General features: G+C 63.2%; 11 protein-coding genes and 2 pseudogenes. 11 read left to right on the plus strand and 2 right to left on the minus strand.

Going from position 1 to position 15,123, the window contains the following annotated elements; genetic code table 11:
• Positions 1–27: 27 nt before the first annotated feature.
• A complete protein-coding gene (locus tag J2R80_RS21745; RefSeq protein WP_075968269.1) occupies positions 28–780 on the minus strand; it encodes a GntR family transcriptional regulator in 753 nt (250 codons plus the stop codon).
• A gap of 132 nt (positions 781–912) precedes the next feature.
• Here J2R80_RS21745 and J2R80_RS21750 point away from each other — a divergent pair, with 132 nt between their 5' ends.
• The 9 genes from J2R80_RS21750 (at position 913) to J2R80_RS21790 (ending at position 11,262) form a co-directional block, all read left to right on the plus strand.
• Positions 913–2,115 (plus strand): alanine--glyoxylate aminotransferase family protein, encoded by a 1,203-nt coding sequence (locus J2R80_RS21750; protein ID WP_225647022.1) that lies wholly within the window; start codon positions 913–915, stop codon positions 2,113–2,115.
• A 45-nt stretch (positions 2,116–2,160) separates the two neighbouring features.
• Entirely contained in the window at positions 2,161–3,444 is a 1,284-nt protein-coding gene (locus J2R80_RS21755; RefSeq protein WP_253639375.1) for an MFS transporter, read from the plus strand.
• Between the two features lie 128 nt (positions 3,445–3,572).
• Complete coding sequence (locus tag J2R80_RS21760; protein ID WP_225647024.1) at positions 3,573–4,766, plus strand: alanine--glyoxylate aminotransferase family protein; 1,194 nt, start codon at positions 3,573–3,575, stop codon at positions 4,764–4,766.
• A gap of 48 nt (positions 4,767–4,814) precedes the next feature.
• The gene (locus J2R80_RS21765; protein WP_253639376.1) at positions 4,815–5,612 is read left to right on the plus strand and encodes an enoyl-CoA hydratase/isomerase family protein; all 798 of its coding nucleotides are present in this window, start codon (positions 4,815–4,817) and stop codon (positions 5,610–5,612) included.
• Positions 5,613–5,865: 253 nt separating this feature from the next.
• A complete protein-coding gene (locus J2R80_RS21770) occupies positions 5,866–6,843 on the plus strand; it encodes a Bug family tripartite tricarboxylate transporter substrate binding protein (protein WP_375162658.1) in 978 nt (325 codons plus the stop codon).
• 248 nt (positions 6,844–7,091) lie between these two features.
• On the plus strand, positions 7,092–7,967 hold the full coding sequence (locus J2R80_RS21775) for an S-methyl-5'-thioadenosine phosphorylase (RefSeq protein ID WP_253639378.1): 876 nt from the start codon (positions 7,092–7,094) through the stop codon (positions 7,965–7,967).
• A 41-nt stretch (positions 7,968–8,008) separates the two neighbouring features.
• Positions 8,009–9,109 carry an S-methyl-5-thioribose-1-phosphate isomerase gene (mtnA, locus tag J2R80_RS21780; RefSeq protein WP_253639379.1) on the plus strand — a complete coding sequence of 367 codons (1,101 nt, stop codon included), beginning with the start codon at positions 8,009–8,011 and terminating at the stop codon, positions 9,107–9,109.
• Positions 9,110–9,185: 76 nt separating this feature from the next.
• On the plus strand, positions 9,186–9,728 hold the full coding sequence (locus J2R80_RS21785) for a tripartite tricarboxylate transporter TctB family protein (protein ID WP_229158109.1): 543 nt from the start codon (positions 9,186–9,188) through the stop codon (positions 9,726–9,728).
• A gap of 16 nt (positions 9,729–9,744) precedes the next feature.
• Positions 9,745–11,262 carry a tripartite tricarboxylate transporter permease gene (locus J2R80_RS21790; protein WP_212058627.1) on the plus strand — a complete coding sequence of 506 codons (1,518 nt, stop codon included), beginning with the start codon at positions 9,745–9,747 and terminating at the stop codon, positions 11,260–11,262.
• 225 nt (positions 11,263–11,487) lie between these two features.
• On the opposite strand, the pseudogene J2R80_RS21795 reads toward J2R80_RS21790, so the two are convergent.
• Positions 11,488–11,915, minus strand: a pseudogene (locus J2R80_RS21795) (IS21 family transposase); the annotation flags it as partial.
• A gap of 1,354 nt (positions 11,916–13,269) precedes the next feature.
• Here J2R80_RS21795 and J2R80_RS21800 point away from each other — a divergent pair.
• Both J2R80_RS21800 and J2R80_RS21805 read left to right on the plus strand, forming a co-directional pair.
• Positions 13,270–14,181 (plus strand): reverse transcriptase domain-containing protein, encoded by a 912-nt coding sequence (locus J2R80_RS21800; RefSeq protein WP_253639380.1) that lies wholly within the window; start codon positions 13,270–13,272, stop codon positions 14,179–14,181.
• Between the two features lie 122 nt (positions 14,182–14,303).
• A pseudogene (locus J2R80_RS21805) lies at positions 14,304–15,119 on the plus strand (IS66 family transposase); the annotation flags it as partial.
• Positions 15,120–15,123 lie beyond the last annotated feature (4 nt).

Consider the following 15,123-nt stretch of genomic DNA (forward strand, 5'->3'; position numbering starts at 1 on the left):
CCTCCAATCATCCTTGTCCCGGCCCCTTCAGTCGTTCTGGGGCGTTGTCTCCAGGCCGCTGTCCGGCCCCTCCGCGAGGTGATCGATGGCGGCGGCCCGCTTGTTGCGCAGGTGCTGGAACAGGATGTCGCTGAGCTCGCTTGCCGCGCGCCGGCGCAGCGCATCGAGGATCGCCTCGTGCTCGCGCATCGCCTCGGCCCAGCGCTGCCGCTTGCGGGCGAAATTGGCGGAATAGCGCACGCGGCGGATCCGGCCGGCGAAGTTGGCGTAGGTCGCCTTCAGCGTCTCGTTGCGCGCGGCCGCAACAATGCTCTCGTGGATTTGCTGGTTGGTCTGGAAATAGCCGTGCATATCGCGATGCAGATAATGACCGTACATCTCGTAGTGCAGGCGCTCGATCGCGACGATTTCCTCGTCGGTGATGATCTCGCATGCCAGCCGTCCGGCGAGGCTCTCGAGCCCGGCCATGACGTCGAACAGTTCCTCGAGGTCGCGCGGGCTGAGCCGGCGCACCCGCGCGCCGCGGTTGGGCAAGAGCTCGATCAGGCCCTCGGCGGCCAGCACCTTGAGTGCCTCGCGCAGCGGCGTCCTTGAGATCCCCAGCATCTCGCAGAGCTGGCGCTCTGGAACGCGGGCGCCCTCGGGAATGTTGCCCTCCACCACATAGTCGCGGAGCCGCAGCAGGATCTCGCCGTGTAGCGAGGCCTCCTGGCGGTCGCTGCCATTGCCGGCGGCGGGCGGGGTGATTGGAACCCCGGCTTCGGGAATCGCGGATTTCATATTCTGAACAATAATTTGCCGGCGCGGTCGCGTCGATGCTCTCGATCGAATACCAAAATTGGATTGAAAAGACAAAAAATGAATGCAAAATAGCTCTCCGAGGAGCCGAAATCCGGCGATTGGGAGGTTCTCATGCATCAAGGGCGCCATTTTCTGCAGATTCCAGGGCCAAGCCCGGTCCCGGATCGCATTCTTCGGGCGATGGACATGCCGGTCATCGACCACCGCAGCGCCGAATTCGCCGCGCTCGGCCGTGCCGTGCTCGAGGGCAGCCAGAAGGTGTTTCAGACCAAAGGGCCGGTGGTGATCTTCCCGTCGTCCGGGACCGGCGCCTGGGAGGCCGCGATCGTCAACACCCTGTCGCCGGGCGACACGGTCCTGATGGTCGAGACCGGCCACTTCGCCACACTGTGGCGGCAGATGGCCGGCCGCTTCGGCATCGAGGTGGATTTCATACCCGGCGACTGGCGCCGCGGCGCGGACCCCGCGCAGATCGAAGCAAGGCTTGCCGCCGACACCGCGCACAGCATCAAGGCGGTGATGGTCGTCCACAACGAGACCTCGACCGGTGCGACCAGCCGGATCGCGGACATCCGTACTGCCATCGACCGCACCGCGCATCCGGCGCTCCTGATGGTCGACACCATTTCCTCACTCGGCTCGGTCGATTACCGGCACGACGAGTGGAAGGTCGACGTCAGCGTCAGCTGCTCGCAGAAGGGCTTCATGCTGCCGCCCGGCCTTGGCTTCAACGCCATCTCGGAGAAGGCGCGCGCCGCGTCGCGCACCAATAAGATGCCGCGCTCTTATTTCGACTGGGAGGAAATGCTAAAGCCGAACGCCAAGGGCTTCTTCCCCTATACGCCGGCGACGAATCTGCTCTACGGGCTGCGCGAGGCGATCGCGATGTTGCTGGAGGAGGGGCTCGACAACGTGTTCGCCCGCCATCTGCGGCTGGCCGCCGCCACGCGCGCCGCCGTCAATCAGTGGGGGCTCGAGGTGCTGTGCCAGGAGCCCTCGGAATTCTCGCCGGTGCTGACCGCGGTGATGATGCCGCCCGGACATGATGCCGATCAGTTCCGCAAGGTCGTGCTCGACAATTTCAACATGTCGCTCGGTGCCGGCCTGTCGAAGGTCGCAGGCAAGGTGTTCCGCATCGGTCATCTCGGCGAGTGCAACGAGCTGACGCTGCTTGGCGCGCTGACGGGAGTCGAGATGGGATTGTCGGTCGCCGGTGTGCCGCACCGCTCGGGCGGCGTCGAGGCGGCGATGAAGCTTCTCGAACAGCGCGACCAGCGCAATACACCGCCGCATCTGAAAGTCGTCGGCACCTAGCAGCCAGCGCCTCAACAAACTCAAAAAAATCGCGGGGGAGGGGATATGAGGCTTCGGTTCAAGGCCACCCATGTCGTGTTGGCCATGCTCTGCGTGATGTATTTCATCACCTATGTGGACCGGGTGAACATCGGCACCGCGGCCGGCGAGATCCAGAAGGAGCTCGGCCTGTCCAACACCGAACTCGGCCTGGTGTTCTCGGCCTTTGCCTATCCATACCTGCTGTTCCAGGTGATCGGCGGCTGGGTCGGCGATCGCTTCGGGCCGCGCCAGACCTTGTTCTGGTGCGGCATGATCTGGGCCGCGGCGACCATCATGACCGGCTTTGTCCATGGCCTTGCCGCGCTGTTCGTCGCGCGTTTCGCGCTGGGGTTCGGCGAAGGCGCGACGTTTCCGACCGCGACGCGCGCGATGCAGTACTGGACGCCGGCGAACCGCCGCGGTTTCGCGCAAGGCCTGACGCATTCATTCGCGCGGCTCGGCAATGCCATCACTCCGCCGGTGGTCGCGCTGCTGATCCTCTGGCTGACCTGGCGCGGCGCGTTCGTCGTGCTTGGCTTTGTCAGTCTGATCTGGGGCGTTGCGTGGGTCTGGTACTTCCGCAACGAGCCGCGGGACCATGGCTCGATCACCGCGGCCGAGCTTGCGACCTTGCCGCCGCGGCCGAAAGGCGAGCGGCCGAAGGTGCCGTGGGGACCGCTGCTGCAGCGGATGTGGCCGGTGACGCTGACCTATTTCTGCTACGGCTGGTGCCTGTGGCTCTATCTCAACTGGCTGCCGCTGTTCTTCAAAAACAACTACAGCCTTGATCTGAAGAACTCGGCGCTGTTCGCATCCGGCGTGTTCTTTGCCGGCGTCGTCGGGGACAGCATCGGCGGCGTCATCTCCGATCGCATTCTCGAGCGCACCGGCAATATACGGCTGGCGCGACTCAGCGTGACGGTCGTGGGCTTCGCCGGCGCGCTGCTGTCGCTGATGCCGATCCTGTTCGTCCACGACATCACGCTGGTGGCGCTCTGCCTGTCGGCCGGCTTCTTCTGCGCCGAACTCGTGATCGGGCCGATGTGGTCGATCCCGATGGACATCGCGGCGAAATATTCCGGCACCGCCGCCGGGATCATGAACACCGGCTCGGCCTTCGCGGCCATCGTCTCGCCGCTGGTCGCCGGCTTCGTCATCGACGCCACCGGAAACTGGTACCTGCCGTTCCTGATGTCGATGGGACTGCTGCTGGTCGGCGGCTTCTCGGCGTTTCTGATGCATCCCGAAAGGCCGTTCGAGGAGACGAACGAATCGGTGGTGCCGGGCAAGGTGGTAGCCGCCGAATGAGGCGCTGCCGGCCCGGCGGAGCGCCGTCAGATATGCATGACGGACCCCCGCCGGGCCTAGGACAAACCCGGCGAATAGTGATATGCGAGCGGCTCACCACGACCAAGACGAGACCGGGAAAGACGCTCATGACCGTGCATACTGGAAGGCATTTTCTGCAGATTCCGGGACCGACCAACGTGCCGGACCGGGTGCTGCGGGCCATGGATATGCCGACCATGGACCATCGCGGTCCCGAGTTTGCCGAGATCGGTTTTGCCGTGCTTTCTGCGATGCAGCGCGTGTTCCGCACCAAGCAACCCGTGATCATCTACCCGTCGTCGGGGACCGGCGCCTGGGAGGCTGCGATCGTCAACACGCTGCAGCCCGGCGACAAGGTCCTGATGTGCGAGACCGGCCAGTTCGCGGTGCTGTGGCATGGCATTGCCGACAAGTTCAAGCTCGACGTCGATTTCATCTCGGGCGACTGGCGCCACGGCGCCGACCTCGAGCAGATCGAGGCGAGGCTGTCCGCCGACAAGGCGCACAAGATCAAGGCGGTCTGCGTGGTCCATAACGAGACCTCGACCGCCTGCGTCACCTATCCGCGCGACGTCCGCAAGATCCTCGACACGCTGAAGCATCCGGCACTCTTGATGGTCGACACCATCTCCGGCCTCGGCTCGTTGGAATATGAGCATGATGCCTGGGGCATCGATGTCTCCATCGCCGGCTCCCAGAAGGGCCTGATGCTGCCGCCCGGCCTCGGCTTTAATGCCGTGTCGGAGAAGGCGCTCGCCGTGGCCAAGGCCAATCCGGGCATGCGCTCCTATTGGGATTGGCAGGAAGTCATCAACATCAACAAGGCCGGCACCTGGCCCTATACGCCCGCCACCAACCTCCTGTTCGGCCTGCGCGAGGCCGTGAATATGCTGGAGGAAGAGGGCCTCGAGAACGTCTTCGCCCGCCACAAGCGCCACAGCGAGGCGACGCGCGCGGCGATCAAGGTCTGGGGCCTCGAGACACAGTGCCAGGAGCAGGGTGCACACTCGCCGGCGCTGACCGCGGTGCGGGTGCCTGACGGCCACGACGCCGACCACTTCCGCAAGGTCGTGCTGGAGAATTTCGACATGTCGCTCGGCACCGGCCTCAACAAGGTCAAGGGCAAGGTGTTCCGGATCGGGCATATCGGGCACTTCAACGACCTGATGCTGATGGGCACGCTATCCGGCGTCGAGATGGGCCTTGATCTGGCCAAGGTGCCGCATCGCGGCGGCGGCGTGCTGGCGGCGATGGAGGTCCTGAAGGGTCACGACGCCGCGCAGTCGAAGGCTGTCGCTTGAAAAGCCTGTCGCCTGAAATCGAATCGCAAACAACAGAAAGAGCGAGACATGAACGCGCCCGTCATTTCGACCGAAGACCTGATCTATTCCGTCGAGGACGGGATCGCGCGCATCACGTTCAACCGCCCGCAGGCGCGCAATGCGCTGACCTTTGCGATGTACGAGCAGATGGCGGCGATCTGCGAGAACATCAATCAGGATCACTCCATCAAGGCACTGATCATGACCGGCGCCGGCGACAAGGCGTTCGCCTCGGGCACCGACATCTCGCAGTTCCGCGCGTTCAAGACCGCGCAGGATGCGCTGGACTATGAGGCGCGGATCGACCGCGTGCTGGGTACGCTCGAGCAGTGCCGTGTGCCCGTGATCGCGGCGATCGCCGGCGCCTGCACCGGCGGCGGTGCCGGCATCGCCGCCTGTTGCGATATCCGGATCGGCACCGAGGCGACGCGGATCGGCTTTCCGATCGCCCGCACGCTCGGCAACTGCCTCTCGATGTCCAACATCTCGCGGCTGGTCTCGCTGATCGGTCCGGCGCGCACCAAGGATCTGATCTTCAAGGCGCGCCTCGTCGAGGCACCCGAAGCGCTGGCGCTCGGGCTGTTGAATGAAGTCGTCCCCGATGTGGAGACGTTGCAGCGCCGCGCCAACGAGACGGCGAAGCTTGTCGCCGGCCATGCGCCGATCACGCTCGAAGTGACCAAGGAAGCGGTGCGCCGCATCCGCCGCACGCTGTCGCGCGAGGAGGGCGAGGACCTGATCCTGCGCGCCTATATGAGCGAGGATTTCCGCGAGGGCATGGACGCCTTCCTCAACAAGCGCGCGCCCAACTTCAAAGGGAAGTAACGGTCGTCCTGGATTCCTGGCGGAAAGCGCGCTTTTCGCATTGATCCCCGTTGTCAGAAAGCATGGGCCCGAGACAGACTCCGCGCTGTTTTGATTGTTGGTCCTGAGCGTCCCCACCTCATTCCAAAGTCATAGGCCATGCGGCAGTTCGCTGCTTGAACTCACCTTCATTCTCGGCACAATGACGCGAGCCCGGCACCTCGCAGGTTTTACCAAGCCGAACAAATAGATAGGGAAGAAACACGTGGGACAGATTGTAAAAACCACGGCTGCAATCGCGGCCCTCTTGCTGAGCACGCCGGCCTTTGCCGGCTGGGAGCCGAGCAAGCCGGTCGAAATCGTGGTCGCGGCCGGTGCCGGCGGCGCCTCAGACCAGATGGCGCGCATGATGCAGGCGGCGATCCAGAAGAACAATCTGATGAAGCAGCCGATGGTGGTATCGCTGAAGGGCGGCGCGTCGGGTGCGGAAGCGCTGATGTACATGAAGTCCAGCGAGGGTGATCCCAACAAGGTGCTGATCGCCTATTCGCTGATCTACATGCTGCCGCTGTCGGCTAAGATTCCGTTCAACTGGCGCGACCTCACCCCGGTGTCGGTGATCGCACTCGACCAGTTCGTGCTGTGGGACAACGCCTCCGGTCCGAAGACCGTGAAGGAGTTCGTCGCTGCCGCGAAGGCGGCCAGTGCGCCGTTCAAGATGGGCGGCACCGGCTCCAAGCGTGAGGATCACGTGCTGACCGTGTTCATGGAGCAGAAGACCGGCGCAAAATTCTCCTACCTGCCGTACAAGTCCGGCGGCGAGGCCGCGACCCAGCTGGTCGGCGGCCACACCGAGTCCAACGTCAACAATCCCAGCGAGAACCTCGAAGTCTGGCGCGCCGGACAGGTTCGCGCGCTCTGCGTGTTCGACAAGGAGCGGATCTCCTACAAGAGCAAGGTCACCGACACGCAATCCTGGAACGACATCCCGACCTGCAAGGAGGAGGGGCTCGACGTGCAGTACCTGATGCTGCGCGCGATGTTCCTGCCGGGCAAGGTCACGCAGGAGCAGCAGGCGTTCTATGTCGACCTGTTTCAGAAGGTGACGCAGACGGCTGAATACAAGGACTACATGGAGAAGCAGGCGCTGAAGCCGATCTTCCTCACCGGCAAGGACATGGTCGAGTTCCTCGAGGATGACGACAAGCAGAATGCCTCGCTGATGAATGCGGCAGGGTTCGTCGCAAAATAGCGGATTCGCCGTCATTCCGGGGCGATGCGAAGCAGCGAACCTCAGATGCGCAATTGCGCATCGGGGAATCGCGAGATTCCGGGTTCACCCTTCGGGTGCCTGGGCCGGCTGCTTTCCTGTTAGCTTGGAATTGCCTTGCAAGCGGCAGCCGTGCAGTGATTACTGCGCCGCAATATGGCCGAACGTCCGGCGAGCCCGATCGGGCTGGGTCACCCCTCCGGCGCCGTGCGGGACCGTGAGGAGCGATCATGACCAAAGCCGTGTTAGGGATCATCGGTGGATCCGGCATCTACGATCTGCCGGGCCTGGAAAATGTCCGCGAGGAGGCGATCACAAGCCCTTGGGGCGAGCCGTCCGCGCCGCTCCGCCGCGGCGAGATGGCGGGACTCCCGATCGTGTTCCTGCCGCGCCACGGCCATGGACACGCGCTGTCGCCGTCCGACATCAACTATCGCGCCAATATCGACGTGCTGAAGCGGGCGGGGGTCACCGACCTCGTCGCGCTGTCCGCGTGCGGCTCGTTCAAGGAAGAGCTGCCGCCGGGCACGTTCGTATTGGTCGACCAGTTCGTCGATCGCACCCACAAGCGCGAGAGCTCGTTCTTCGGCAAGGGCTGCGTCGCGCATGTCTCGATGGCGCATCCGGTGTCGCCGTTGCTGGCAAGCCATCTCGCCGCCGCTGCCGAGGCCGAAGACATCGCGTTCGCCCGCGGCGGCACCTACCTCTGCATGGAGGGGCCGCAGTTCTCCTCGCTCGCCGAAAGCCTGACCTACAAGGCGCAGGGCTATTCGGTGATCGGCATGACCAACATGCCGGAAGCCAAGCTCGCCCGCGAGGCCGAGATCTGCTACGCCAGCGTGGCGATGGTCACCGATTTCGATTGCTGGCATCCGGCGCATGATGCCGTGACGGTGCAGGATATCATCCGTGTGCTGAATTCGAACGCCGAGAAGGCAAAGGCGCTGGTCGCGCGGCTGGCGCGGGATTTCCCGCGCGAGCACGAGCCGTGTCCGGTCGGTTCGGATCGGGTGCTGGATACCGCGCTGATCACGGCGCCCGCGGCCCGCGATCCGCAGCTGCTGGCCAAGCTCGATGCCGTCGCCGGACGGGTGCTGCGGTCGTGAGCAAGTCCTCCAGCGAGCGCGCGACGCGAAGGGCGTAGGACATGAAAGTCGATGGACGACATTTTCGCAGCATCTGGCTCGAGCCCGACGGCTGGTCGGTCGGCGCGATCGATCAGCGCCGGTTGCCGCATGAATTCATCGTCGCCAAACTCACCACCGCGGACGAGGCCGGCGAGGCGATCCGCTCGATGCTGGTCCGCGGCGCGCCGCTGATCGGCGCAACCGCAGCCTATGGCATGGCGCTTGCGATGCGCGCCGATGCCTCCGACGCGGCGCTCGAGCGCGCCGGCAGGATGTTCCTGGCGACCCGGCCGACCGCGGTCAATCTGAAATGGGCTGTTGACGAGATGCACCGCGCGCTGGCGCCGCTCGCGGCTTCGGCCCGCGCCGAGGCGGCCTATGCCCGCGCGCGCGAGATCGCCGATGAGGACGTCGAGATCAACCGCGAGATCGGCCGTCACGGGTTCGGTCTGATCGAGACGATCGCCGCGACCAAGAAGGCGGGCGAGGTGGTGAACGTCCTGACGCATTGCAACGCCGGATGGCTTGCAACCGTGGATTGGGGAACGGCGACATCGCCGATCTATCAGGCGCACGATCGCGGCATTCCGGTCCATGTCTGGGTCGACGAGACCCGGCCGCGCAATCAGGGCGCTTCGCTCACCGCCTGGGAACTCGGGCACCACGGCGTGCCACACACCGTGATCCCCGACAACACCGGTGGCCATCTGATGCAGCATCGCATGGTCGATCTCGCGATCGTCGGGACCGATCGCGTCGCCGCCAATGGCGATGTCTGCAACAAGATCGGGACCTATCTGAAAGCGCTCGCGGCCCGCGACAACAGCGTGCCGTTCTATGTTGCGCTGCCGTCGCCGACCATCGACTTTAGTATCGATGACGGTGTCAGGCAGATTCCGATCGAGCAGCGCGCGGCCGCTGAGGTGACGCACCTCACGGGACGCACGGCGGATGGCCGGATCGAGACCGTGCGCGTGGTTCCGGACGGCTCGTCGGTGGCCAATTTCGGCTTCGACGTCACGCCGGCGCGGCTGGTGACCGGATTGATCACCGAGCGCGGCGTTCTCAAGCCGGAGCGTGCTGCACTTGCGAGCGCCTTTCCCGAACGTTCCACCGTTTAACTGAAGGCTGCATTGACGGTGGTTGCATCTGCACGCTATCCCAATCGTTGCCCTCGCAACCCAGACCGTCTCATCCATGTCCAATACCGAACTTGAGATCGTCGTCGACGATCCGACCGCACCTGAAGATAACTCGCCGGCGGTCGTCAGCACCGGCGTCGTCGACGTCGTCGTGTCGCTGCTTCTGCTTGCGCTCGCCGTGGTGCTCGGCTGGGACAATTGGCGCACCGGTGCGTCGTGGGACTCGACTGGGCCGCAGCCGGGCTATTTTCCGTTCTACCTCTCGGTCATCCTCGGCGGTGCGAGCCTTTATGGTCTCGGCGCCGCCTTTCTTTCGCGCCGGGAAGCCGCCGAGACCTTTGTCACCCGGGCCCAGCTTCGCCGGGTGATGGCGGTGTTCGTGCCGACATTGCTGTTCTGCCTCGCCACCCAATATCTCGGCCTCTACGTCGCGAGCTTTCTCTTGATCGCTGGCTTCATGCGCCTCGTCGGCAAGATCGCGCTGTGGAAGTCACTGCTGACCGCCTTCGTCTTCACCGCCGCGATGTTCATAACGTTCGACGTCGCGTTCGACGTCATCATGCCAAAGGGGCCGCTCGAAGCGGCTCTCGGCCGCTAGCGAACCGAGTCGAACCATGGAAGCTTTCGGTCTCCTGCTGCACGGCTTTGCCGTCCTTTTGACGTGGAAGACGCTGCTGTTGATGATGGTCGGACTGGTGCTCGGCATCTTCGTCGGCGTGCTGCCCGGGCTTGGGGGCCCCAACGGCGTCGCGATCCTACTGCCGCTGACCTTCACGATGGATCCGACCTCCGCCATCGTGATGCTGTCGTGCATCTACTGGGGCGCGCTGTTCGGCGGCGCCATCACCTCGATCCTGTTCAATATTCCGGGCGAGGCCTGGTCGGTCGCGACCACCTTCGACGGCTATCCGATGGCGCAGCAGGGCAGGGCGGCCGAAGCGCTCACCGCGGCGTTCACCTCGTCTTTCGTCGGTTCGCTGGTCGCGGTGCTGCTGATCACCTTCCTGGCGCCGATGATCTCGTCGTTTGCGCTGAGGTTCGGCCCGCCGGAATTCTTCGCCGTCTATCTCCTGACCTTCTGTTCCTTCGTCGGCCTCGGCCGCGAAGCCAAGCACAAGACTGTCATCTCGATGTCGCTCGGGCTGCTGCTCGCCGGCGTCGGCATGGATACGGTGTCCGGGCAGCTGCGCATGACGTTCGGCTCCGCGGAGCTCTTGCGCGGCATCAACTTCCTTGTCGCGGTCATCGGCCTGTTCGGCATCAGCGAGATCCTGCTCACGATGGAGGAGCGCCTCGCGCTGCGCGGACACGCCGCCGGCATCAGCCTGCGCGTCGTGCTCTCGGTGTGGAAGGACCTACCTAAATACTGGGTGACGCTGCTGCGCTCGTCGGTGATCGGCTGCTGGCTCGGCATCACGCCGGGCGGCGCGATCGCGGCCTCCTTCATGGGCTACAACCTCGCCAAGCGCTTCGCCAAGGATCAGGAGAGCTTTGGCAAGGGCCGGATCGAGGGCGTATTCGCGCCGGAGACCGCCGCGCATGCCTCAGGCACCTCGGCCTTGTTGCCGATGCTGGCGCTCGGCATTCCCGGCTCGGGGACTGCTGCGATCCTGCTCGGCGGCCTGATGGTGTGGGGCCTCAACCCGGGGCCGCTGCTGTTCGTCGAGCACAAGGATTTCGTCTGGGGCCTGATCGCCTCGATGTATCTCGGCAATGTCGTCGGCCTGGTGCTTGTGCTGACCACGGTGCCGATCTTCGCTTCGATCCTGCGCGTGCCGTTCGCGGCCGTAGCCCCGATGATCGTGGTGTCCTGCGCGATCGGCGCCTATGCGATCCAGAACGCGATGTTCGATATCTGGCTCATGCTGGGCTTCGGCGTCGTCGGCTATGTCTTCAAGAAGATCGGGATCCCGCTCGCGCCGTTCACCCTCGCATTGGTGCTCGGCAACCGCGCCGAGGATGCGTTCCGCCTTTCGATGATCGGCTCCGGCGGCGACATGAAGGTGTTCTGGTCGAACGGACTGGTCGGCTCGATCACGACGTTGGCAATCGTGCTGCTGTTTTGGCCCTTGATCGATGGTTTGGTCGGCCGTGTCAGTTGGAGGCAGCGGAGCAAAACGGAGACACCATGAGAACTGAATTAGATCAGTGTCCCAGTTCTCTTATGTCGCCATAGTCTTATCCAGGCGCCTCGTCATTGGTTCCAAATGTTGCCGCTGCGCGATGCCGGCCAGACAAGCTGTGGATACGTATAGTCCTTCCTGCTCAGATGGTTGGTGATGACGCAGCCTGGGCCACCACTAAACCGAACCACCTTCTGCCCCACACGAAACATAACTCATCTCCTGTATGAATTATTGGCCAGGCTCGTGGGTTTGGCGGAAGATCACCTCCTGCTCCTCGCCGTGGATCGCCCGCCAGGCGCGGATCCGACGCTCCAGGGTGCGACGGATACGAGTGCCGAGATCCGGATGACGTCGGAGCATCTCCTCGAAGACCGGGACCGGGCGTAAGCCAGGTGCCGACTTCAGGATCGGGACGATCTCGGTCTCGAACACCTCGCTCAACGGATCCGGCCGTCGTCGGCCGCGAGGAGCTTTCTTTTGCGATGGACGTCGGGATCTCTCTCGATCCGATAACCGGTCGACGCACTGAACGACGCCTTGGCCGCCGCCACTGGCGGGCTATCGGTCTGACGGTACTTCATGTAGAGCCTCATTTGGTGATCTGTGATGTGTCGGCCGGGCAAGCGAGTGATTCCTCTTGGCGGAAGAACCACTTGCATAACCTGCCGGCCGCGATCACCAATCGGCGCGGTCCCTCGTGGATCGCGCCGACGCCGGGCTCGTAACTCCGGTCGGGCTACGCCCTCCCTACGTCACGAGCCCGGCGAAACTCTCTCTCCTTGATTGACGCGCTCTTCCATCCTGATCGCCGCGCGACAGGTGGATCGCTTATTATGGGATACACGCGCTCAGCGCTTTATCCTTTGGCACGCTACATCAACCAGACGTTAGCTATTTGGCTGAAGCGAAAGTAGAAGCGCTTCCATCACCGTTTAGGGCGCGCGCGTCTCTTCCTGGAGAAGATCGCGCGTGAGAAGCGCAGGCTCTTTGTGCATTGGCAGCTCGGCGATGGCGGAAAGCTTGCCTGATGGGAGCCGGGTGAGGCGAGAGTCTCACGCCCGGTTCTGCGAGAGTTGCGCCTTGCAAGCGCGTTGAAGTCTGCCGTCTGAGATGACGGCCGCGGCAAAGCCTAGCGAGCAGCCGCGAACCGAGTCTTGCGTGGCGTCCGGTAACGGCCGTTGCGAAGCGTAGACAGGGAGGTTGTAGGCCGGAATGAAGTGAACGGGAAAATAGCCCCGAAATCGAACGTGATCGGAGTAGCCGACCCTGTCTCTCAAAGGGGAAGGCGGAACCGCAGGCCGCGACAACGCGAGCGGTCAGAGGTGCTCCCGGGGTTCGTACCGCCAGCATGCAATCAAAGGAAGCAGCGTGAACAAGGGAGATCCATCCGGTTCAAGCACAAGCTTGTAAGACCTGCCAAGCCGCTGAGGTGAGAAGGGTCTGACGACCGGGTGGAAGTCAGACTGACCGATAGTACTCCGAGGACGGGAGAGCCGGCCACATGGGGAAGCGGTCAGCGGTAGTTGAATTGTTCTTGGGCGACATGGGCTCCATTCAACGGGAGTTACGGCCTTCTATGCAAAGAGAAGATCAGCTGACCATGGAAACGAAACTTGAACAAATAGCAGTGAAAGCTCGGCGCGAGACAAATCTTCGCTTCACCTCGTTGGCCCATCACATCACGCGCGACCGAGTGCAAAAGAATCTATTACAGATTCCGAAGCGCTCCGCCGCCGGGGTGGACGGACAGACGGTGGAGGCGGCGAAGGAGAGCTTCGAGGACTGGATAGGGCCAATGCTCCAATCCATCCATCGCCAGGGATATCGGGCGCCGAACATTCGGCGGGTCTATATCCCCAAGCCCGGTAAGACGGAGAAGCGCCCCCTCGGGGTTCCAACTGTCGCCGACCGGGCGCTCCAGCGCAGCACGGCTGAGGTGCTGGCCGCTATTACGAGCAGGACTTCTTACCCTGCTCGTTCGGCGGCAGGCCGAAGCTCAGCGCCCATCATGCCTTGGCGACCCTCAATGAGGTGATCGCCGGCGGCATGATCAGCTGGGTGTTGGAGGCGGATTTGAAGAACTTCTTCGGGAGTCTCGATCATGATCGGGTCCTCCGGTTTGTCGAACATCGAGTCGGTGATCCGCGCCTGATCAGCTTGATCCGGCGCTGGTTGAAAGCGGGCATCCTGGAAGACGGAGCGGTGCACCCGAGCGAACAAGGAACGCCACAAGGCGGATCGATCAGTGTGCTTTTGAGCAACCTCTACCTTCATTACGTTCTCGACCTCTGGTTCGAACGCGTGGTGAAGGGTCGGTTGCGGGGCGAAGCCCGACTGGTGCGCTATATCGACGACTTTGTGATCTGCTTCCAATATCGATCGGACGCCACCCGCGTACAGGAGGCCTTGCGTCTTCGGTTGGGGAAGTTCGGCCTCACTCTAGAGCCGACCAAGACCAAGTTGGTCGAGTTTGGTCGGTTCGCGCAAAGACATGCGGGCAAACGCGGCAGAAACCGCCCGGAAACAATCTACTTTCTGGGGCTGACGCTCTATTGCACGCGAAACCAAAAAGGCAACTTCAAGGTTGGGATGCGCACCGAGAAATCTCGGCTAAAGCGCAGCCTTATGTCTCTGCAGGAGCTGATGCGGCAAATACGGCATTACAAGATCAGTGACCAGGCCGATGAAATCAACCTCGTCCTGCGCGGCCACTATGGCTATTACGGCGTCGCCGGAAATCTCCGGAGCCTCGTAAAAGTCTATCGGGCCGTGGAGCGTTACTGGCGCGGAATGCTGCGCAGCCGCAGCTGGGCAGGCCGACGCCTCACTTGGGACGCCTTCAACCAAATCAAAGAACGGACACCGTTGCTGAAGCCTAAGCTGCGCCTCCCTTATCGGGAGCTGCAAGCGCTTGCAGTGCTGTGAACCAACTGTCGAAGAGCGTCGGTGCGGGAAATCCGCACGCCACGTTCTGTGGGAACCGGGGGCGGGCGACCGCCTCCGGTGACCCGGTGCTGGAGGTGAGATCCCTCCGGCCTACTCACCCGACGGTGCCGGTACTGGCCAAGCTTAAGACGGTTACCGGCCGGATCTGGACTTATGTTCGCGATGACCGGCCGTTTGGCGGCACGGATCCGCCGGCGGCCTTGTTCTACTACTCACGCAACCGGGCTGGAGAGCATCCGCAAAGCCATCTTGCCGGCTACGTCGGCCTTATGCAGGCCGACGCCTTTGATGGATATAACCAGCTCTACAAGGCCCAAAGGAAGCCGGCTCCGATCCTGGAAGCGGCGTGTTGGAGCCACGGCCGCAGAAAGTTCTTCGACCTGGCGAAATCTGGAGAGGCGCCGATTGCCAGCGAGGCGGTGCGGCGCATCGATATCCTGTTCGAGATCGAGCGCACCATCAACGGCCAAACGCCGGAACAGCGGCTTGCGGCACGTCGTGATAAGTCGAGGCCGATCGTCGCCGATCCCGAAATCTGGATGCGCCAGCAGCGAACCTTGCTCTCATCAGGCAACGATACTGCAAAGGCGATCAACTACCTGCTCAACCGCTGGGCGGCGTTCACCCGCTTCCTGGACGATGGCCGCATCTGCCTCTCGAACAACGCTGCCGAACGAGCGTTACGCGGTGTGGCTGTCGGAAGACGAAATTGGACCTTCGCCGGTTCAGATGCTAGCGGCAATCGTGCCGCCGCTGTCTATACCCTGATCGAAACCTGCAAGATGAACGACGTTGATCCGCAAGCCTGGCTCGCTGACGTGTTGGCCAGGCTTCCAGATCACCCCCTCAACAGAGTCGCCGACCTGCTCCCGTGGAATTGGAAGGCGACCCAACAGTCCCAAGCGGCTGCTGCCTGAGGCG

The organism is Bradyrhizobium sp. USDA 4541, assembly GCF_024171085.1.
In the GTDB taxonomy this organism is placed as follows: Bacteria; Pseudomonadota; Alphaproteobacteria; order Rhizobiales; family Xanthobacteraceae; genus Bradyrhizobium; species Bradyrhizobium australafricanum.

Coding starts and splice junctions, on each gene's coding strand:
- J2R80_RS21745 (WP_075968269.1), bottom strand. CDS start 780: ATGAAATCCGCGATTCCCGAAGCCGGGGTTCCAATCACCCCGCCCGCC.
- J2R80_RS21750 (WP_225647022.1), top strand. CDS start 913: ATGCATCAAGGGCGCCATTTTCTGCAGATTCCAGGGCCAAGCCCGGTC.
- J2R80_RS21755 (WP_253639375.1), top strand. CDS start 2,161: ATGAGGCTTCGGTTCAAGGCCACCCATGTCGTGTTGGCCATGCTCTGC.
- J2R80_RS21760 (WP_225647024.1), top strand. CDS start 3,573: ATGACCGTGCATACTGGAAGGCATTTTCTGCAGATTCCGGGACCGACC.
- J2R80_RS21765 (WP_253639376.1), top strand. CDS start 4,815: ATGAACGCGCCCGTCATTTCGACCGAAGACCTGATCTATTCCGTCGAG.
- J2R80_RS21775 (WP_253639378.1), top strand. CDS start 7,092: ATGACCAAAGCCGTGTTAGGGATCATCGGTGGATCCGGCATCTACGAT.
- mtnA (WP_253639379.1), top strand. CDS start 8,009: ATGAAAGTCGATGGACGACATTTTCGCAGCATCTGGCTCGAGCCCGAC.
- J2R80_RS21785 (WP_229158109.1), top strand. CDS start 9,186: ATGTCCAATACCGAACTTGAGATCGTCGTCGACGATCCGACCGCACCT.
- J2R80_RS21790 (WP_212058627.1), top strand. CDS start 9,745: ATGGAAGCTTTCGGTCTCCTGCTGCACGGCTTTGCCGTCCTTTTGACG.